The organism is Mesobacillus sp. MER 48 (assembly GCF_023714225.1).
GTDB classification, from domain to species: domain Bacteria; phylum Bacillota; class Bacilli; order Bacillales; family Cytobacillaceae; genus Mesobacillus; species Mesobacillus oceanisediminis_A.
In genome coordinates this window covers 334615-355042 of sequence record NZ_JAMAUR010000003.1, presented here as the reverse complement: position 1 = coordinate 355042, position 20428 = coordinate 334615, and the positions used below count along the sequence as shown (strand labels likewise).

The following is a 20428-nucleotide window of genomic DNA, read 5'->3' as shown; positions in this document are numbered from 1 at the left end:
GTTGCAGCCGCCTTCCTTTCTATAAAGAAGAGGGCATATTCATCAGCAATATGCCCTCTTTCTAAGCAAGTATTATTTCTCAGCAGCAAGTGCTTCTTCTTGCGTTTTTGCGAACTTTTCAGGAGTTGTTTGTCCGCCGAATAATGCCTGTATCTGGTTCAAGTGAACATCTGCTACGCCGGCAGACATCTGAACATCTGCATATAGAGTAAGGTTCGTCGCATTTCCTAGGTCATTCAGGATGTCAATGTACATTGGGTGAAGCTCGCCGTTTGATGTATCAACGACTGTAGCAGGGATGACACCAGCGTCAACTACAGAACGCTTGCCCCATTCTTCCACCAGGTAGGAAACAAATTCTTTCGCTTCGTCTTTCACCTTTGATTGTTCAGATACGAACAGTCCAACACCAGGTCCGCCTACATAGCTGTCGATATCGCCTTTTCCGCCTTCATAGGTTGGGAACTTGAAGTAACCGATTTTGTCCTTGAATTCCTGAGAGACATCAGGAGTTGTTGTATAGTTTGGAAGCTCCCATGTTGCCATCAAGTACATAGCAGCTTGTTCATTCATGAAGTAACCTTTTGCTTCATCATTGGACAGGCCGTTGTAGCCTTTGACGAATGCGCCCATCTTGACAAGCTTTTCGATTTCTTCAGCTGCCTTGACTAGAGCTGGATCTTCAAAGCTTCCGGAACGGTTGATTGCATTGTTCAGAGCTTCTGGTCCGCCAATGCGGTCAGCAAGGTACATATACCACATGGAGCCAGTCCAGCGGTCTTTGTTTCCTAAAGTGATCGGAGTAACTTTGTTGTCAGCAAGTGTTTTGACAACATTCAGGAACTCATCATATGTCTTTGGAACTTTCAGGTTATATTTTTTGAAAATTTCTTTGTTGTAATAAACAGGGGTGATGTTTAATTCAAGAGGTACAGCGTATGGCTTTTCGTCAACTGAGAAAGCATCAAGCGTACCGGCAACGAAATTGTCTTCTTTAGCAATGTCATCTAATGGAGCGAACATTTTGCCATCAACGAAAGGCTTCATATATCCAGCCGCCCAGGTGATGCCAACGTCCGGCAGTTCATTTGAAGCAGATAATACTTTGATTTTCTCTTTGTACTGCTCATTGCCTAGAATTTCGGTCTGGATGTCTACATCAGGATGTTCTTTTTCATAAGCATTGATAATGTCATCGACAATTGTGTATTGTGCATTTGAACTTCCTTCAGGCCATAGATGCATCATTTTCACGACAGTTTTATCTCCGCTGGATCCCTTTGTATCGCCAGTGGAACCAGTAGAGGAAGAACAGCCTCCCAAAATCAGCCCGCCTGCCAGTGCCAAGGTCATCACAGAGGAAAACGCTTTCTTTTTCATCAATCCAAAACCCCCTCAATGTATGTGTGTCTATTCGCTACAGTTAAAGTCTAACACCAGGGAGAAAATCAAAATAGGCAACTATGATTAGGAAAAATACTACTATTTTTAGAAAGCCCTTTCATTTTCTGTTTTTCGATACGCACTTGGTGTCATACCCTCAATTTCCTTGAAGATTTTAATAAAGTACTTTGCCGTTTTATAGCCGACTTCCTCTGCTATTTCATTAATCGGAAGGGTAGTGGAAAGGACTAATTCCTTTGAGCGCTGAATCCTTCGCCTTGTCACATATTCACTGAAATTCAGGTCGACCTGCTCCTTGAAAAGTACACTGAAATAGCTAGGATTCAGATGGACATGAGCAGCAACATCCTTCAACGTGAATTCTTCCTTTAGGTTCCGTTCAATATAGATCATGGCCTTGCGGATGGTATCTTTGGTTGAATCCATCTTGGTGCTGGCATCGACTATTTTTTTATCGACCACTTTTTCAATCAATCCGGCCCTTTCTTGTTTCTCCATGATTTTTACAGCATCCTCGACTGCTTCAATCAGCTTCTTTTTCCCGATGGGCTTTAAAAGATAATTGACGACACCGAGCTTTAAAGCTTGCTGTGCATACTCAAATTCGGAGTAAGCGGATATGACGATCACGACCGGAGCCATCCCGTTTTCTTTCAGTTTTTTCAATAACTGAAGTCCAGTCATTTCCGGCATCCGGATATCAGATAGTAAAATATGAATCTTTCTTTCCGCGGCAATCCGCAGGACATCCTCACCGCTATCTGCAGTGAGGATGGTGTATTCACCGTTGTTCCAGCTGTCCAGTGTCCTTTGCAAGCCTTGTCTCGTTCTTGGCTCGTCATCCACAATCAAGATATTTTTAGACAACATTCTTTTCGTCCCCCTCAATCGGTAGTTCGAATGAAATCTGAGTTCCCTTGTCTAACTCACTCTCTATCAAAAGGTCTGTATGTGAAATGCCTTGGTAATATAACTTTAAGCGCTTGTAGACATTTGAAATGGCCATTCCCTTTCCGCTCGCAGAGGATGTCCCGCCAGATTCGATTGACTGGACAATCTGTGATAGCCGCTCCTTGTCCATCCCGGATCCATCATCCTTTACGAGGATACGAATCCGTTCTTTATTTTTGACGGGTTCCACAATGACAGAAATCTGGCAGTTTCCTGTTTTATTTCCAGCTCCATGGAGGGCTGCGTTTTCCACCAGTGGCTGGATAATTAGCTTAGGAATTCTGACAAGCTCATATTTTTCCGGAACCGAGACATGCCATTTCAACCGGTTGCCAAAGCGCATTTTCATGATTTCCATATAGTCGCTGATGTGTTTGATTTCGTCCTTCAGGTACACCCAGTCATCATCGGTTTCTTTTGTAATGGTGTAACGGAATAAATCCGACATCGCGACAACCAGTTCAGCAAGCTCTTCCTCATCTTTCTCATCAAGAGACCAATGAAGCGCATCAAGGGTGTTGAAAAGGAAATGCGGGTTGATTTGCGCCTGGAGCGCTTTCAATTCACTTTGGCTTCTTAAAATCTCTTTCTGGTAAACCATTTGCATCAAATGGTTGGTTTCTTTCACCAGCTGGTTATAGGTGCTGTTTAATTCATTGATTTCATTGACGGAATAAACTTCCGGATTCAGTGTTAATGACCCATCTCCGGCACGCCGCATCGTTTTGGTCAATCTTTGTATCGGACTTGTAATAAGGGTTGATAGGAAGAAGGAACTGATGGTGAAAATAAACAAGCCAACAACTCCAGATAAAATGATGCCATTCCGAATCCAGGACATTCCTTCAGTCAGTTCACTGACAGGGGTTAAAATATAGACAGTCCAGCCCGTAATTTTGGATAATTGTTTTGTTACGATATACTCCCGCTCATTTAGCTGCACATTGTTTTCATTGCTTTCAATGATGCTTTTGATATCTCCAGAATAATTTTGGATGATCGGATTTTGATATTGATCCAAAAGAATCGAGTATTGGTCGTTGTCATATTTTTCATTGGCAAAATGGAAATGGTCCCGGTTAATGCTGATTAAAAGATAACCGCCGCTTCTATATTGTCTTTCCATTAGATTAACTCTCCGGATGGCGAGGAAGTAGTTCTTGTCATTTGGATCTTCACCTATCCAAACGATCCGGCCTTTTGCCTTGTTGGCTTCCTCAATCCACTTTTTGCCGATTCGATTCCTCAGCTCGTCCTCATCAAGGGGGAGGACCCGCTGTTTTTTATCAGAAAACAGCTGAAAGGAAAAAATACCATCCGTGTTCCCGATGATCCTGTTGATATGTCCCATTAAACGCTGCCTGTCTTCGAAAGATACATGTCTGCCGTCATGGACATCCGTTAGGATTCTTTGAACCTCTTCGTCTGTTATCACAAGCTTTGAGTTCATATTGATCTGCTCAAATAGAGATTCAATTCGCCCGTTGGCTTCAATCGCTACCTGTTGTATTTGCTTTTCTGCATTGTTCTGCAGCAATGCTGATACTTGTCCTAATGTTAGAAGACTGACAATCAGTAATACGATGATCATGACAATCAAAAAGATAAATAGAATCTGGTTCCGTAAGGTGTTCCATTTTTTTAGTTGATTCAGCACGGCGGTTCGCCTTTCTTTGCTATTAGTAGTTGTTTTAACTATTATATCTCCTTTCCTGGTAACTGGTGAGATGTCTATTTCAGGTAAGTTAATATAAAAATCAGAATCCATCTAGTCCTATTTTATCATTTTTATAGAAAACTTTAAATTATTAGTTTATTAAGTGGATAAACTAAGTTTTGTGCTGTTATAATCTTACATACGTCAGGTAACGGCTGCTAAAAATTTTTTTTACACCTCTGTGAAAGCCCTTTCTTTTGTTCCTGGCCAAGCAAACTAATGAGGGGGGAGAATTCGTCAGGCCTGTAAAAAATGCAAAAACAATTTTAGAAAGAGGGGAATTCCTAACATGTTAAAAGTATTGCGTAAACCATTTCTTACTGGATTGGCTTTAGCCCTATTTTTACCTGCTGGACTATCCAGTGCATCAGCAGCTGAACCGGTCAGTGCACTCGATGTCGATGTTGAACTCGATGAAAGGTATGCGGATTCATTCGATATTGGGGCAGCTGTTGAGCCATCCATGCTTGAAGGGAAGGACGCTGCCGTTCTAAAACGCCATTTTAACAGCATTGTTGCCGAGAATGTCATGAAGCCGATCAATATCCAGCCGGAAGAAGGGAAGTTCACCTTCGAGGAAGCAGATAAAATCGTCAAGTTTGCGAAAGAGAACGGCATGGAGCTGCGGTTCCATAATCTTGTGTGGCATAGTCAAGTCCCTGAATGGTTCTTCCTTGATAAAGAAGGAAACAAGATGGTCGATGAAACAGATCCTAAACAGCGTGAAAAGAATAAAAAGCTATTGCTTAAACGATTGGAGACTCATATCAAAACCATCGTAAAGCGTTATAAAAATGATGTTAGCTCGTGGGATGTAGTCAATGAAGTAATTGATGAGTACGCTCCTAATGAAAAGGGCTTGCGTGAATCACCATGGTATCAGATCACTGGAACAGATTATATTAAAGTAGCTTTTGAAACAGCGAATCGCTTTGCCGCAAAGGACGCCAAGCTTTATATCAATGATTATAACACTGAGGTGGAACCAAAGAGAACTCACTTGTACAATCTGGTGAAGGAATTGGTTGAAGAGGGTGTTCCAATCGATGGAGTCGGGCATCAGGCACATATCCAAATCGGCTGGCCATCTCTTAAGGAAATCGAGGATTCCATTAATATGTTTGCCGGTTTAGGCCTTGATAACCAAATTACGGAGCTGGATGTAAGCCTTTATGGCTGGCCGCCAAGACCTGCATATCCTGCATATGATGAAATCCCTGCAAGTGAATTCGAACGCCAGGCACTCCGCTATGATCAGCTATTCCAGCTATACGAAAAGCTTGGAGACAAAATCAGCAGCGTGACATTCTGGGGTGTGGCAGATAATCATACCTGGTTGAATGACCGTGCAGAAGAATACAATGACGGTGTTGGAGTGGACGCGCCATTTGTGTTTGATAATGAATACAATGCAAAGCCGGCTTATTGGGCTATTATTGACTAGAAAGCAAAATTAATAGATTGTAGTTTTTGATTTCCTTAGGATTTCCTGCCTACACTTTGTTGCTTAGAACAACAAAGTGTAGGCAGCCAAAAATAGGAGGGAATGCTGATGAAAAAACTCAAAGGACTGTTTATGGCTTTGATTCTATTACTAATTGCAAGTACCCAATACCAGCAGCCAGCCAGTGCTAAACAAACCAAACAGGTAGAAATTCCGGTCCTGCTCTATCATGTGGTAAAGCCTGACCCAGACCCAAATAATCCATACCAATTCAGCCTGGAAGAATTCGAAAAACATATGGCCTACCTTCATGAAAATGGCTACCGTACGCTGACAATGAAGCAATATTTCAACATCCTCGACAAGAAAGCTGCCATGCCAAAGAAGCCGATTCTGCTTACCTTTGATGACAATTCGAATGATTTCTATCCGTACGTCTATCCAGTTTTGCAGAAATACGGAATGAAGGCGACTCAATTCACAGTTTCGACCTGGGTGGACGGAAGCTGGAATATGACTTCAAACGAGCTTCTGACCGTTATGGAAAACGGAGTAGACATCCAGAACCATTCAGTTACCCATCCAGCCCTCGCCGACCTTAGCAGGGAGCAGCAGTACACAGAAATCAATGAAGCAACAAAATTCCTTAAAGACCTAACAGGCAAAACAACCAATACCTTTGCCTATCCTTATGGAAGCTATAATGCCGATACAATCTCCGTATTAGAAGAATTAGGATTTAAAGGCGCATTCAAAGTAGGCGGCGGAATCAGTACAGACAAGAGCAACCGATATGAATTGCCGCGGATTATGATCCTGCAAGAACATACATTGGAGGATTTTGTTCGAATGGTGGAGACAGGGTATTAGGGAGACGTAGGGATGATCCTGGGTGGTACCTAAATGATAGAAATATGAAACACCAAAAACAACCATCCCCAAAAAGGCGGATGGTTGTTTTACTTTGTTTATTCCTGTGACCCGTAACTGATCAAATTCGTGAAAATCCTATACCCTCCAGGCACTTGCCCCTGGATCTGGCGGTAGAATACAAGGTTTGTATAAAGGTAGGTTCCTTTGCCGTAGTTGGCCATCAGGATGCCGCCGTCGAATGCGTCTTCTCCTGGGTCAGCCATGCTGACGAATGTTTGGTATTCTGGTCCCCATGCCATTGGGTAGTAGAGTCCTCTTTCCTGGATCCAGTTATCCCAATCGCTGTCTGTGATTTTGTTTGGATAGTTGAACAACGGTGATTCTGGCTGCAGGATATTTACTTTTGCGTTTTCATCGGTTACGCGCCATTTAATCGACACGTTTCCGATTGTTAATGGATATGGTGCAGTGGTGTCTTTATTCCAGCCATCGTTTGGCTTGTGATACTGGACGACCAGGTGTCCGCCGTCTTCAACGTATTTCAGCAGGCGGGCATTGTTGGCGATCAGGTCGGCTCTTGACAGGTATGCGCGGATGCCGACTACAATCGTGTCATACTGGCTTAGATCTGCTGACGCCAGATCGGCTTCGGTCAGTTTGGTGATATTCATGCCGGCATTGGATAAATAGTCAGCAACCAAATCGAAGCCGCTGTCGATATAGCCGACTTTCAGGTTATCATTTGTGAGCAGTTCGAATGCGACGCCATTCACCTGGGCAGGGTACTGATAATAGAATGTGCCGATATGGTCGTAGCTGATTTCCTGGATCGTTGAATTGAAAGTTTTGCCGTTCACTGCCACTTCAGCGTCAATATTGAAGTCTCCTGATTGAATGCCTTCAGGCGGTGAAAGGGTGAACGCTACTTCTTTTTCCTCGAATTGGGCACTGAAATCAACGGTGGCGGTTTTCGGTTCTACTTCCCAGCCTTCAGGTGCTTTAAGAGACACAACGGCTTGTGATGCTCCGTTAAAATAGTTCTTCACTTTTGCCGTAACCGGGATTTCATCCTGGACATTGGCTGTGTTGACGATGATATCCTCTGGGTTCAAGGTTACTGCCGCGTCAGGCAGGACTGCGATGGTGCCTTCGAGCTGTTTTACTTGTTCAACGGAAGCACCTTTATTTTTGTATGTCACTTTTGCCTGTAAAACTGGTTCTTTATACGCATGATAGAACTCAGCATCTTCAGGGACGGACACATCGAAAGTTAGGGTTGCCGTTTTGCCAGGAGCCAAATCAGCATCTTTTGCTTTTGAGGTAATGGTCCAGCCTTCAGGTGCTAATAATTCAACATTCAAATGCTCGAGCTTCTGCGAGCCATTGTTCTCTAGTGTAACGGTAACGGTAGTATCCTGGCCTTTTGTCAGGACAGTGGACGCTGCTTCAGCATTCACATCCAGGCTCGATGATACGAAGCTTGCAGTTTGGAGCTGCTCTTCTTTCAAATTGAGCTTGTGAAGCAAATCAGTTTTCAGTTCATCATCAAGCTTTGCGTTTTCCGTCTTCTTTTGCAGGCGGAGGACATCTTTCAAAGCCTTCTGTGTTTGTGTGAATACTGCATCTCTGTCAGGATAGGATTCAATGATGGATTCAAGTTGGTCCTGGAGTTTTGTGTACTGGACTGATAGAGAGTTCGCGTTCTTTGGAAGAGTTTTTGCCCATGCTGCAAAGTCATATGGAACGCCTGCAAAAAGTTCGTTGCTGCCATTTGTGTCAACAGCGCTGTAAAGCAATTCTAGGTGAGTCTCGCGTGGTGCGACAGGGATGTCATTGCCCATTCCCTGGCTTTTGTGCATGTAGCGGGATGCTTCCCCCAGCTGTGGATAGGACATTTGATAAATTGGATCGTACATTCCAATTTCGATTGAAGTGGTGGCTGTTTCTTTTGATTCGGCAGGGAGGAAAAGCTTTTTAATCTGCCATACTGATAATCCTTCTTTTAACTGTTCAGGATAGACTGAAGGATCTGCTGCGTCTTCAAAGGCTTTCTCGCTCAGGATTTCCATCGCGCGGTGGTGTCCGTGCTGTGTCGGGGAGTTCCTGAATGAAGGCATGACGATATCCGGCTGATATGTCCGGATGAAACGGATCAGGCGTTCATAAGCAATATCTTCATCCCATTTTTCAAGTGTTTCATCAGGGCTTTTTGAAAAACCGAAGTCGTAAATTGCATCGTTTGTGGTTTCGCTTAAGTGATATGCGGTAACACCAGTGATTTTAGCGGCTTCGATCATTTCGCGGGAACGGATGATTCCAAGGCCGTTTCCAAGCTCATTGCCAATTTCATTTTGGCCGCCTTCACCGCGGTTTGCGATCATGCTGGCGGTTTTAACGCCAAGTCCTCGTGACAGATACGCTAAAAAGTCGCTTCGCTCATCATCGGGGTGGGCACCGGTATTTAAGAAGGTCACGGTCGTGTCGAGAGGCTTCACTGCATTCCAGAGATCAACGTCAGGCTCCTGGGTCTTGGCAGCTGAACTGCTTAAGGGCAGCATGGAAACGACTAGCAATAAAGAGAGTAAACCAATAAAGTACTTCCTCATTTTTGTAACCCCTTTCATTTTTGAGTTTTGCTGAGAAATATTGAACACTCCTTCCTCTGTATGTAATTGTAGGTTAGTTAATCTGCCTAACTAACAACAGATATATTACCTAATTCAAGATAATCATAGTTAGATAATATTGTAAAATGTTTAATTGTCAGAATATTAAAAATGGTTATTTCTATCCATTTTGCTGGTGGGTAAATGGAACCAATTGGATATTATATTATAAATGGAAGCGATAGATCAAGAATATCTTTAATAATGAAGAAATATATCTATTATAAGAAACGATTTTAAATTTTCAGAACTTTGTGGTTGTAAACGATTACAAATTGAGTTATATTTTTAGTTAATTAGTAAATCTTACTAACCAAAAAGAATTTTAAGGCCGTGATGTTATGAATCTAAGTGGAACACCGGTACAGCTGAAATCACTCAACAAGAAAAGGGTGCTTCAGTGCATTCAGGAAAATTCACCGATCTCCAGGGCGGAAATTGCCGCGAAAATCAATATCAGCAAGCCAACCGTATCATTATTGGTCGATGAATTGATGCAGGAAAAGTGGATTTTTGAGAAGGGGATTGGTGAGTCGACGTCACAGGGAGGCAGAAGGCCAATCCAGCTGTACTTCAATGAAAAGGCAGCATACATAATCGGAACGGATATTGGCGGGACGAAAGTGAAGACGGTAATTTGCGATTTGAATGGGAACATCGTCGCGAGCAGCAGTTTTAACACTTGCCAGTATCTTGACTCAGGGCTGCTAAAGCAGATTGCCAGAGAAATAGAGTTTATGGTGAACAAGGAAGGAATCGAAGACGAGAAGATCCTCGGAATGGGCGCAGGTGTCCCGGGAATCACTGAGACGACATCCGGGATTGTCGTTGAGGCCCCGAGCCTGAACTGGGTCCGGTATCCTTTTATCACAGAGGCGAAGCGCCATATTCCGTACCCGGTGCACGTCGATAATGATGTGAATGTGGCAGCGCTTGGCGAGCAGTGGCTTGGAAATGCGCGCGATAAGCAGAGTGTCCTTTTCATCGCCGTCGGCACGGGAATCGGCAGCGGAATTATCATCAACAATCAGCTTTACCGCGGCTCATCCAGCGCGGCTGGTGAAATTGGCTACATGGTGACGGACAAGAATGATATGAAAAATGAATTCAAGCCGATTTTTCACCGCTATGGCTATCTTGAAAGTGTGGCTGGAGGAAAATCGATTGGAGACAGGCTGACGAGTTGCATCCAGAAGGAGCCGGAGCATCCTTTGCATCAACAGGCACTTGCATCCGAGCTGTCGGGGGAGATGGCGTTCAAGCTGGCGAAAAGTGGTGACCAAATAGCCCTTAAAGTCATTGATGAAGCCATTGAGCATCTGGCTTATGGGATTGTGAATGCTGCCAGTTTGCTAAATCCAGAGATTGTTATTTTAGGAGGTGGTGTTCTTAAATCATCCGAATTCATTCTGCCGAAGCTGCAGGAGATTGTGAATCAATACCTTCCTAGTTCAGTCCAGCTGAAGACGTCCCAATTGGGTGACAACGCCGGGGTTCTTGGTGCCGTGTCACTGTTCATGAGGGAACATGAAAGTATGATTAAATACAATTAATGAGGGGGAATTTTTTGTGAAACACAAGAAAAAGGTTTCGATTATCACGGCTTTGACTTTATCTGCATCACTATTTTTAGCGGCATGCAGCTCTGAAGAGGGATCTAGCAAACCATCAGGAGACAGCAAGTCTGGTGACAAGCTAGAGGATAAAGTAGTCATTTATTCTCCGCACGGAAAGGATATTTTATCAGAATTCGAGAAGCAGTTCGAAGCTGAGTATGACGTTGATGTCGAATGGCTTGATATGGGATCGCAGGAAGTCCTTGACCGCGTCCGTTCTGAAAAGAACAACCCTCAGGCAGACGTCTGGTGGGGAGCTCCATCCGTCATGTTCGACCAGGCTAAGGACGAAGGACTTCTACAGCCGTATGAACCTTCATACTCCGGGGCATTGGCTGATAATTTCCACGAAGCAGACTGGAACTGGTCAGGAACAAGCCAGACACCTGAGGTTATCATGTACAACAGCAAGGAGCTGACAAAGGAAGAAGCGCCGAAGGACTGGGATGACCTTCTTGACCCGAAATGGAAGGATGAAATCATCATCCGTTATCCGCTTGCTTCCGGTACGATGAGAACGATCTTCTCAGCAATGATCTACCGTGATTTCAAGGATTCCCAGGATACAGCAAAAGGCTACGAGTGGCTTGAAAAGCTTGATGCGAATACGAAGGAATACTCTGCTAACCCTGAAATGATGTACAACAAGGTTGCCAAGGGTGAAGGCTCCGTTTCCGTCTGGGCAATGCCGGATGTCGTCATGCTGAAGGAAAACAAGAACTATCCGTTTGAATTCATCGTTCCTGAAAGCGGAACACCAGTCCTGACTGAAGGAATCGCGATCGTGAAGGATGCGCCGCACCAGAAAGCAGCTGAAGCATTCTATGAGTTCGTCAACACGCCTGAAGCGGCAAAGCTTTTAGCAGAAAAATACTACCGCATCCCTACCCGTGATGATGTAAAGGATCTTCCGAAGTGGATCACAGATACTGAAATCAAGGCAATGGATATCGACTGGAAGGTCTTCCAGGACAATAGTGATGCGTGGATGAAGTATTGGGATGAGAACATTAAGAGCGGAGAAAAAGAAATCAAAGAATAGGATGTGTACGGTATGGCGTCGATAAAAATAGAAAATGTCCAAAAAGCCTTCGGAAAGGTAGTGGCAGTCGATCACTTGAATCTGGAAATCAATGATGGGGAATTCTTCACCTTCCTCGGGCCTAGTGGCTGCGGCAAGACGACAACGCTGCGGATGATTGCCGGATTCTATTATCCTACCAAGGGTGTCGTGCGATTTGGCGATAAAGATATGACGCGTGTACCTCCTGAAAAAAGAAATACGGGCATGGTTTTCCAAAACTATGCCCTTTTTCCTCATATGACGGTCTTTGAAAATGTCGCGTTTGGATTGAAGGTACGGAAGATGGCCTCCAGTGAAGTGAAAACCAGGGTTCACGAGGTCCTTCGCAAGGTCAGGCTCGAGCAATACGCCGATCGTCAGGTGAGTCAGTTGAGTGGAGGTCAGCAGCAGCGTGTGGCGCTTGCGAGGGCATTGGTGATCGAACCTGAAATCCTGTTGCTGGATGAACCATTAAGCAACCTGGATGCGAAGCTGCGCGATGAAATGCGGGCGGAGATCCTCAGGCTGCAGAAAGAATACAAGATTACGACGATTTATGTTACCCATGACCAGGCAGAGGCGCTGTCGATGAGTGACAGGATCGCTGTCTTCAATTTCGGGGTGTGCCACCAGGTGGGAACGCCTTCGGAGATTTATAATGAACCGGCCAATGACTTCGTTGCCAGTTTCATAGGCGAGATCAATCTTCTTCCTGTAAAAGTGGAGCAGGTTGACGACGCTCATGTCACTGTTTCGGCTGGTGAAAATCAATTTGTTGTACATAATACGCCTTTTCATTTTAAAAGGGAAAACGAGGATCGAGAATTGTCCCTTTCGGTTCGTCCTGAGTCCGTAAAGATTCTTGATGAAAAGGTTGATAGACACAATGTTTTTAAAGGAAAGGTTGAAACAGTACAGTTCTTCGGGACGATTATCAATCTTGCAGTTAGGGTCAATGACTTGCTGCTTGAGGTAAATGTACTGAATCATGTTTCGGCGAATTTGAAGCCGGGAGCAGATGTATGGGTTGAGCTTCCCGCCGATCAAATCAGGCTGATTCCAATGTTGAGCGGTGATGTGTCATGATGAAAAATCGCGATAACCGGCTGACATTATATTTGCTGATTCCGGTGCTGCTGGTCTTGATTGCCTATGTCTTGTATCCGTCAATAAGGACAATTCTTGAAAGTCTGCAAAAAGAGGGCAGTTTTACGTTTGGTAATTATGAAGATTTTTTCTCGCAGGAATCGAAGACAAATCTGCAAGCGTTATGGAATTCGGTCTATATATCAGTCCTCAGTGTTTTGGTGAGTGCGGCAATCGGGATTCCGCTGGCGTTTATTTTTAACCGATATGACTTCCCGGGCAGAGGTTTCTTCGCAACGGCTGCAATCATGCCGATCGTTCTGCCGTCATTGGTAGGGGTTATGGCATTCATGTTCCTTTATGGGGAAACTGGGCTTGTGCCGAACGCGATTAAGGATTTGTTCGGACTGGAAGAAGTGCCTTTCAAAATCGGCGGGATTTCAGGCATCCTGATTGTCCATGCTTATACGATGTATGTTTATTTCTACATGACGGTGTCATCGGCGATCCATAAAATTGACCCGTCGCTTGAGGAGTCAGCGTACAATCTGGGCGCAAGCCGTTTCCAGGTGTTCTGGAAGGTGACATTCCCGTTGTTGACTCCGGCAATTGTTGCCGCTTCGCTGCTGGTGTTCATGATCTCGATGGCATCCTTCAGTGCACCGTTTTTATTGGCGGGCGGATTCCGGGTGCTGAGCCTCCAGATTTATTTTTCGAAGATTAATGGAGACATGGAGGTTGCTGCGACTCAATCTGTCATCCTGTCGATTGTGTCGATTTCCTTCTTATTATTCATGCGCTGGTACCAGAACCGCAAGGACTACCGGATGGCGTCAAAGGGGATTGGCGCGCATCGCAGTGAAGTGAACAATCCGGTGCTGAAATGGACGATGGTGTTCATTGGCGTCATCGGTGTCATCATCCTGCTGCTGCCGCACTTCACGATTCTGCTGCTGTCGCTCGTTCCGGACGGGACCTGGACATGGCAGACGTATCCTTCGGTGTTTAATTTTGAAAACTATCGCTTGCTGCTGGAAGACCCGAATATCTTCAAGCCTCTGAAAAACAGCTTGCTGCTATCGGTGATTGCGACGGCGGGGAACCTCGTTTTCGGTGTGCTTGCTTCGTATGTGCTGGTTAAGAGGAAGTTTGTCGGCAAAAGCTTTGTTGATATCCTCGTGATGATTCCATGGGCATTGCCTGCGACGGTTATCGGGATGAACTTGATCATCGCTTTTAACGAACCGAATATTTTCTCATTCGGAAATATCCTTGTCGGGACGTTCTGGATCCTGCCACTTGCCTATTTTATCAGGCATATTCCGCTCGTCGTCCGCTCGACGAATGCGGTTTTGGAGCAGCTGGATGATTCGATTGAGGAAGCTTCAAGGAGCCTTGGGGCCAAATGGTTCTACACGTTCCGTAAGGTTATTTTGCCAATCATCATGCCGGGCGTGCTGTCAGGGACTTTGCTGGCATTTGTTGAGTCTGTTGGTGAGTTCCCGACATCGGTGCTGCTGTATACGATTTCGAACAGGCCGATTTCAATTGAGATCATGAACCAGCTGCGGATGTTCAATATGGGCCAGGCTGCTGCATATGGGATGATCCAGATTGTCTTGATCGCAGTCGTCCTGCTTATTTCGAACAAGTTCTTCGGAGTCAAGGCCGAACAGTCGTTATCTTAAGGCTGGAATAATCGCATAATCATAGAATCGGAGATGAAAATATGAACAAGCTAGAAGAGTTTATCAAGAATGAAGGGGCGGCTTTTCCCGGGAAGACGTATGTTGAGGCTCTGTTGAAACCGGTCTTCAATGACCAGCGGGATTATTTGTTCCATGTCATGTTTGATATCCACCGGGCGCATGTGATTATGCTTGCTGAACAGGGGATTATCGAAAAAGATGAAGCGAAAGTGATGCTTGAGGGGATTAATAAGGTTGCCGTGACGGATGTCGGGCAGCTGAATTATGAGCCGCAGTTCGAGGATTTATTTTTCATGATGGAAGCGAAGATCGGCGAGGAGATTGGCGCCGAGCTTGGCGGCAAAATCCATATCGGCCGCAGCCGCAATGATATGGGGGTCGCGATGTACCGGTTGGTGCTCAGGGAGCATCTCGTCAATCTGCTTGGAACTGCCTATCAGTTGAGCGAGGCGCTGCTTGAGCAGGCTGAGAGCCATACGGATACGATCATTACTGGTTATACGCATACGCAGCCGGCCCAGCCGACGACACTGGGGCATTACTTCCTTGCAATCTATGATGTATTGGGACGCGATATTCAGAGGCTGTGGGCTGCTTACCGGACGGTTAACCAGTCCTCGCTTGGAGCGGCCGCTCTGACGACTACGGGATTCCCGATCAGCCGTGAACGTACTCGGGAATTGCTCGGGTTTGACCGGATTGTCGAGAACTCCTATGACTCGATTGGCGGAGGAGATTACCTGCTTGAAACGGCGTCAGCGTTGATGACGAGCATGGTGAACACCGGCCGCTGGATCCAGGACTTCCTTCAGCATGTCACGCGGGAATTCGGTTCTTTTTACGTTGCCGATCCTTACGTGCAATGCAGCAGTATCATGCCGCAAAAGCGCAATCCGGTGTCGATTGAGCATTCCCGCTCGATTGCCAGCAGTGCATATGGCGATGCGCTCGCCGCTTTCAATATGGTCCACAATACACCATTTGGCGATATCGTCGATACAGAAGACGACCTGCAGCCGCATCTGTACCGTGCTTTCAATAACGCCAACCGCGTCTGGAAGCTGATGTACGCGGTGATTGCTACGCTGAAGGTGAACGGAGAGCACACTCGAGAGATGGCAAAGAAGTCGAGTATTACGATTACCGAGCTCGCGGACACACTTGCCCGTGAATACAGCGTTCCATTCAGGAAAGCCCACTCGATTGCAAGCTTCATTTCAAAAGAAACGATTAAGGAAAGTAAAGAACTTTACGAATGGGACGTTGAAGCGATTAACGCGGTGATTAAGCAGTTCGTCGACGTGTCACTCACAGAAGAAGAATGGCAAAAAATCATTTCGCCAGAGTACTTCATCGAAATTCGCGATCTCCAGGGAGGACCAAGCCCGAGAGAGGTTAAGAGGATGATTGGAGAGAGGAAAGAGAAACTTACTAGAAACTTGGAAGAGTACAACGAAACAGTACGTGTATTGGATGAGAAGAGGAAAGAGTTAGTTGAGTTTAGGTTTTAATATTGACTGGGAAGCAGGGGATATCCTTTGCTTCTTTTTATTTGGCAGGGACATTGTTCTTATAATCAAATATATTAATTTAGAACAAAGAAGAGGACTTGTTTCTCCGCCTATTTGAAAATGAGAGCAAGAAAAGAGAAGAAGAAAAATAGACTAGAGTCGAAACATTTAAGCACATAAAAGTTGCAAAATTGATGCTACGAAAATCCAATATCAGGAAAATAGTGTAACCAATAGGGCTCATTGGTACTGCGATAATCCAGTATCAGGAAAATAGTGTAACCAATACGGCTTATTGGTGCTACGAAAATCCAGTATTTAGGAAAATAGTGTAACCAATAGAGCTTATTGGTGTTGTAAAAATCCAGTATATGGAAAATAGTGTAACCAATAGGGCTTATTATTGCAGCAAAAATCCAGTATAGGGAAAATGGTGTCTCCGATAGAGTTCATCGGATCCCCCAAAATACCATTTCCGAAAAATGAGGTCCCTCAAGGAGACTCATAGAATTTGTGAACGTGTGTAATACATTTAGGCTAAGCTTTTGATATGTAACAATTAGAAAGAAAAATTGGTAATGAAGCTTTTTTGGCGTCTGAGAGAGAATCACAAATCAAATCTCATAAAAAAAGCGGAGAACTCACCTCTCCGCTTTTCTCGTAATCCTCTTATAAACCTGGTGAATAAGCAGTTGCTGGGATGTTATCATATTCAGCCGCGTCAAGATCCTCTACCGAACCATCTACGACTCCATTAATGATTCCGTACAATCCTGTCTCTACAGCCTTCACCAGCTGGCCTTTTTTCTTTTGTCCCAATGAGTGCGACTGGCCTCTTACTTCAAAAAGGACTGTGCCGCTTCCGTTCAATGCGAAGCTTCCAAGTGCGGTACCAGGCAAGTCCAGGTTTTGCTGATATAGGGAGATATTATTGAACGGTGAGTTTTCACCTAGTGCCTGTAGCGCATTATAGGCAGCAAGATTCAATTGTTTTGAAAACTCGAAATCATAGTTTTCTTTATACTCGGCATACTTAGCTCCTGCTGCTGTGTTCGGGTCTGGAACGAAATCTGCTGAAAGGGACATGGTAACAATATTATCTGTTCCTTCAACATAATATTGTCCCTGGTGGTGGAGGTCGATGAAGACATCCACTTTACCGAACTCGGATTGAAGGTTTTTATAAACATCGCGGACAGTTTGTGACTCTGGCGTGATGTACCAGCCTGGATCACTTGAGGTTCCTGGGAAATCCTCTGCTTTTGGAACATAATTAAGGTCAGGATTGAAGTCCCGGTTTACGTCAAATCCAGGTCTGCCGTTGTAATCCCTGTCCTGAAGTATCCGGTTATTATAATAATTCCATGAAGGACCTGCTGCATCAGCAAGTTGTGGGAAATCCTCGACGACATCTTCCCATGACATATCATTGCCCCGGCGATCAAGTTCGGAGGCATCAGGGTTCATCTTTGGCAAAGTGACCAGAGTGATTTCCTCACGAATTTTTTGTGCTTCTGGCGAATTGCTGGATCCAAGGAATTGAAGCATGCTGAGCAGCGCCTCGGTTCCAGTGTTCTCATTTCCATGGATTTCACTTTCAATCAGGACGACTTTATCACCAGTTCCGACTCTGGCCTGGTAAATATCACGCCCCTGGTTTGATTGGCCGACAACCTCCAATGCAACTTTCCCCTGGCTGTTCGCTTCGATTTGCTGGAGGCGTTTGACCATCTCAGCATAATCAGTATAGCCATTCACTGAATAAACCTGGTTTTCATTGTAAAGCTTTCCGTTCGGTGAATTAGTTGCCAGTGCCGGTGAGGCGAGAGCCGTACACAATGCCAATACACTTAGTCCTGTCATTACTTTGTTGTTTTTCATTAATCTATCACTCCTTTAAACTAGTAAACTATCTCATTGTTATCTTAATAACTTTAATAGGGAGATGTTGCTGTAATTTGTCGAATATTTCGATTTGCGAAATAAATGAGAGGAAGGGACTAATGGATTTTCTAGTTTTGGTATTTTGGTATGGGAGAAGAGAGTAGGAGTTTATTTCTTTATCCCTAGTTCTAATAGGATATAAGTCTAATTTCTTTTCAGTCCGGATATCACTGCTAACCAAGTAGAGGTTTTATTCCTTTTACGAAGCATTATAAAATAAATCCAGTTGCCTAACCCCTCTTCATCCACGGAAAAGTTTTCACTGGTTATAAGGCGAGCCAGCAAAATTCGGGTTTACAAGACCTCAAAGAATCTAAGTGAAAGATAGATTTTAAATTTTTAGAAAAAATAGATTGATTTTTGAAAGGGGTTTCATTTATACTGTCACTAAACCGGTTTACTAAACCGTTTTACTAAATCGGTTTAGAGTTGTAGAAGAAGGGATTTCTATGAAAAAAGTAACCATGCAGGATGTTGCTGAAAAGGCGGGCGTTTCGAAGAGCACGGTTTCTCAGTACATAAATAATCGATACGAGTTTATGGCAGAGCCTACGAGAAAGCGCATACAAGAGGCGATCCGGGAGCTTGGCTATATACCGAATTTCGTTGCTAAGAGCTTGAAGCAGAAAAAGTCGTCGACCATTGGGGTCATCGTGGCCAATATCCTCCATACGTTTTCGACGGAAATCATCCGTGCAATCGAAGATGCGTGCGAGTTGAGTCATTTTCATATGTTTGTCTGCAATGCTGATGACAATCCGGAAAAGGAACGGGACTATATCAACATGCTTCTTGCAAAGCAGGTTGACGGCCTGATCATCTTCCCGACTGCTGACAATAAGTGTTTATACGAAGAGCTCAAACAATCGAATTTCCCTGTTGTATTCGTTGATAGAAAAATAGAGCAGCCGATTTATCCAACATTGATGCTGAACAATGAAAGAGCGGCAGAGATCGCGGTAAGGGAGCTCCTCAAAAAAGGCCACAATAAAATTGGCGCTGTATCCATGTCCATTAGCCAGAAGGTTTCTCCGAGGGTCGAGCGTATTACCGGATTCAAGAGAACGCTTGAGGAAAACGGGATCGCTCCAAATGAGGATTGGATTACAGCAGCAGACCGTAAAGAAATCGGACCTGCGCTTGAAAAGCTATGGAAGCAGGAAGACAGGCCAGAAGCATTTTTTGCTACCAATGATCTTTCTTTGATTGAATTGCTTAAGTTCTTAAGGAAAAAGAATCTTAAAGTTGGCGAAGATGTAAGCGTTATCGCGGTGGATGATTCTGATTTCCTCGAAATCGCCGCCACACCAATTTCAGCTATCAAACAGCCAACTTTCCAGATTGGCAGGGAAGCAGCAGAAGAGCTGTTCCATCTGATCGCTGAAGGGAAATTGGAAGATTCATATGAAGTTAGAAGGTATGATCCTGTTTTAATTGAGCGGGAATCAGTACAAGTGTTGGGAGAGAAGAACAATGCCAGATAGATATAAAGTCATGACGATTGGAGATGCAATGATCACCTTCAATCCATCCGTGCAAGGTCCCCTGCGCTTTGTAGAAAGTTTTAATCGGAAGGTCGGAGGTGCGGAGCTGAACTTTGCGATTGGCTGTGCCCGGCTTGGGCTGGGAAGCAAGTGGGTAAGCAGACTAGGCAAGGATGAGTTTGGAAAAGTTATCCATAACTTCACCCGCGGTGAGGGGGTGGATGTCTCTGAAGTAGAGCTGGTGGAAGGCTATCCGACATCATTGAATTTCAAGGAGATCAGTGGAGATGGATCGGGCAAAACATTCTACTATCGATACAATTCGCCGATTACAACCCTGACTCCTGAAAAAGTAAAAGCCGAATGGTTTGAAAATGTGAACCTGCTTCATCTCACAGGTGTTTACCTTGCGGTTGATTCGAATAACCTGCAGGTTGCCAAGAGAATGATCGAGCTTGCCAAAGATAAAGGCATTCCGGTTTCATTCGACCCGAACATCAGGCTGAAACTTTGGACGATTGAAGATGCGCGCAAAGCATATGCAGAAATTTTTCCGGATGTTGATATCCTGCTTACTGGTCTTGATGAAATCCGTTTGATCATTGGCAAGGACTCAGCAGAAGAGCTAGCCAGGTTTGCAGACCAATACGGTATCAGGGATCTGGTCATCAAAGACGGAGCAAACGGCTCAAGGCTATACCGGGACGGCCATTGGATTGAAGCACCAGGTTTTAAGGTCAATCCAATCGATACGGTAGGCGCAGGTGATGGATTCGACTCAGGTTATGTTTACGGATGGCTCAATGGGTTCACCCCCGAGCAGCTTCTCAATTTTGCCAATGGCGTCGGTGCCCTTGTCACCACGGTATCAGGCGATAATGAAGGCCTTCCATATCTCGAAGAAGTAAGCGCTTTTATCAACAATGAATCGATCATTGAACGCTAACCGAGGAGGAAGCC

Annotated in this window: 14 protein-coding genes; 9 read left to right on the top strand and 5 right to left on the bottom strand. The window is 44.7% G+C overall.

The genetic code is table 11. The features are described from left to right. Positions 1-72: 72 nt before the first annotated feature. The 3 genes from M3593_RS13110 to M3593_RS13100 form a co-directional block, all read right to left on the bottom strand. Positions 73-1380, bottom strand: coding sequence for an extracellular solute-binding protein (locus M3593_RS13110; protein WP_251543299.1), 1308 nt, complete (start codon positions 1378-1380; stop codon positions 73-75). 108 nt (positions 1381-1488) lie between these two features. Next, positions 1489-2274, bottom strand: a complete 786-nt coding sequence (locus M3593_RS13105) for a response regulator transcription factor (RefSeq protein ID WP_251543270.1) — start codon at positions 2272-2274, stop codon at positions 1489-1491. Next, positions 2264-4012 (bottom strand): sensor histidine kinase, encoded by a 1749-nt coding sequence (locus M3593_RS13100; RefSeq protein ID WP_251543267.1) that lies wholly within the window; start codon positions 4010-4012, stop codon positions 2264-2266. Before M3593_RS13100 ends, M3593_RS13105 begins: the two co-directional genes overlap by 11 nt. Before the next feature lie 349 nt (positions 4013-4361). On the opposite strand from M3593_RS13100, the gene M3593_RS13095 reads away from it, so the two are divergent. Next, positions 4362-5516 (top strand): endo-1,4-beta-xylanase, encoded by a 1155-nt coding sequence (locus M3593_RS13095; protein ID WP_251543265.1) that lies wholly within the window; start codon positions 4362-4364, stop codon positions 5514-5516. A 108-nt stretch (positions 5517-5624) separates the two neighbouring features. Then, entirely contained in the window at positions 5625-6386 is a 762-nt protein-coding gene (locus M3593_RS13090) for a polysaccharide deacetylase family protein (RefSeq protein ID WP_251543263.1), read from the top strand. Positions 6387-6484: 98 nt separating this feature from the next. Here the strand turns inward: M3593_RS13090 and M3593_RS13085 are convergent, their stop codons facing one another. Further along, on the bottom strand, positions 6485-8995 hold the full coding sequence (locus tag M3593_RS13085; protein WP_251543261.1) for an NEW3 domain-containing protein: 2511 nt from the start codon (positions 8993-8995) through the stop codon (positions 6485-6487). Positions 8996-9396: 401 nt separating this feature from the next. On the opposite strand from M3593_RS13085, the gene M3593_RS13080 reads away from it, so the two are divergent. From M3593_RS13080 to argH, 5 genes are read left to right on the top strand one after another with little or no spacing between them, the layout of a single operon-like run. Continuing rightward, complete coding sequence (locus M3593_RS13080; RefSeq protein ID WP_214706121.1) at positions 9397-10608, top strand: ROK family transcriptional regulator; 1212 nt, start codon at positions 9397-9399, stop codon at positions 10606-10608. Between the two features lie 16 nt (positions 10609-10624). After that, entirely contained in the window at positions 10625-11713 is a 1089-nt protein-coding gene (locus M3593_RS13075; protein WP_251543259.1) for an extracellular solute-binding protein, read from the top strand. A 12-nt stretch (positions 11714-11725) separates the two neighbouring features. After that, a complete protein-coding gene (locus M3593_RS13070; RefSeq protein ID WP_251543257.1) occupies positions 11726-12820 on the top strand; it encodes an ABC transporter ATP-binding protein in 1095 nt (364 codons plus the stop codon). Beyond that, a complete protein-coding gene (locus M3593_RS13065; protein WP_251543255.1) occupies positions 12817-14508 on the top strand; it encodes an ABC transporter permease in 1692 nt (563 codons plus the stop codon). The genes M3593_RS13070 and M3593_RS13065 overlap by 4 nt, the downstream gene beginning before the upstream one ends. Before the next feature lie 41 nt (positions 14509-14549). Next, the gene (argH, locus tag M3593_RS13060) at positions 14550-16040 is read left to right on the top strand and encodes an argininosuccinate lyase (RefSeq protein WP_251543253.1); all 1491 of its coding nucleotides are present in this window, start codon (positions 14550-14552) and stop codon (positions 16038-16040) included. A 669-nt stretch (positions 16041-16709) separates the two neighbouring features. Here argH and M3593_RS13055 read toward each other — a convergent pair. Continuing rightward, positions 16710-17921 (bottom strand): M14 family zinc carboxypeptidase, encoded by a 1212-nt coding sequence (locus M3593_RS13055; RefSeq protein WP_251543251.1) that lies wholly within the window; start codon positions 17919-17921, stop codon positions 16710-16712. A gap of 512 nt (positions 17922-18433) precedes the next feature. On the opposite strand from M3593_RS13055, the gene M3593_RS13050 reads away from it, so the two are divergent. Continuing rightward, entirely contained in the window at positions 18434-19468 is a 1035-nt protein-coding gene (locus M3593_RS13050; protein ID WP_251543249.1) for a LacI family DNA-binding transcriptional regulator, read from the top strand. Continuing rightward, positions 19458-20414, top strand: a complete 957-nt coding sequence (locus M3593_RS13045; protein WP_251543247.1) for a sugar kinase — start codon at positions 19458-19460, stop codon at positions 20412-20414. The genes M3593_RS13050 and M3593_RS13045 overlap by 11 nt, the downstream gene beginning before the upstream one ends. Positions 20415-20428: the final 14 nt, after the last annotated feature.

Coding starts and splice junctions, on each gene's coding strand:
- M3593_RS13045 (WP_251543247.1), top strand. CDS start 19,458: ATGCCAGATAGATATAAAGTCATGACGATTGGAGATGCAATGATCACC.
- M3593_RS13095 (WP_251543265.1), top strand. CDS start 4,362: ATGTTAAAAGTATTGCGTAAACCATTTCTTACTGGATTGGCTTTAGCC.
- argH (WP_251543253.1), top strand. CDS start 14,550: ATGAACAAGCTAGAAGAGTTTATCAAGAATGAAGGGGCGGCTTTTCCC.
- M3593_RS13050 (WP_251543249.1), top strand. CDS start 18,434: ATGAAAAAAGTAACCATGCAGGATGTTGCTGAAAAGGCGGGCGTTTCG.
- M3593_RS13065 (WP_251543255.1), top strand. CDS start 12,817: ATGATGAAAAATCGCGATAACCGGCTGACATTATATTTGCTGATTCCG.
- M3593_RS13105 (WP_251543270.1), bottom strand. CDS start 2,274: ATGTTGTCTAAAAATATCTTGATTGTGGATGACGAGCCAAGAACGAGA.
- M3593_RS13055 (WP_251543251.1), bottom strand. CDS start 17,921: ATGAAAAACAACAAAGTAATGACAGGACTAAGTGTATTGGCATTGTGT.
- M3593_RS13110 (WP_251543299.1), bottom strand. CDS start 1,380: ATGAAAAAGAAAGCGTTTTCCTCTGTGATGACCTTGGCACTGGCAGGC.
- M3593_RS13070 (WP_251543257.1), top strand. CDS start 11,726: ATGGCGTCGATAAAAATAGAAAATGTCCAAAAAGCCTTCGGAAAGGTA.
- M3593_RS13090 (WP_251543263.1), top strand. CDS start 5,625: ATGAAAAAACTCAAAGGACTGTTTATGGCTTTGATTCTATTACTAATT.
- M3593_RS13085 (WP_251543261.1), bottom strand. CDS start 8,995: ATGAGGAAGTACTTTATTGGTTTACTCTCTTTATTGCTAGTCGTTTCC.
- M3593_RS13080 (WP_214706121.1), top strand. CDS start 9,397: ATGAATCTAAGTGGAACACCGGTACAGCTGAAATCACTCAACAAGAAA.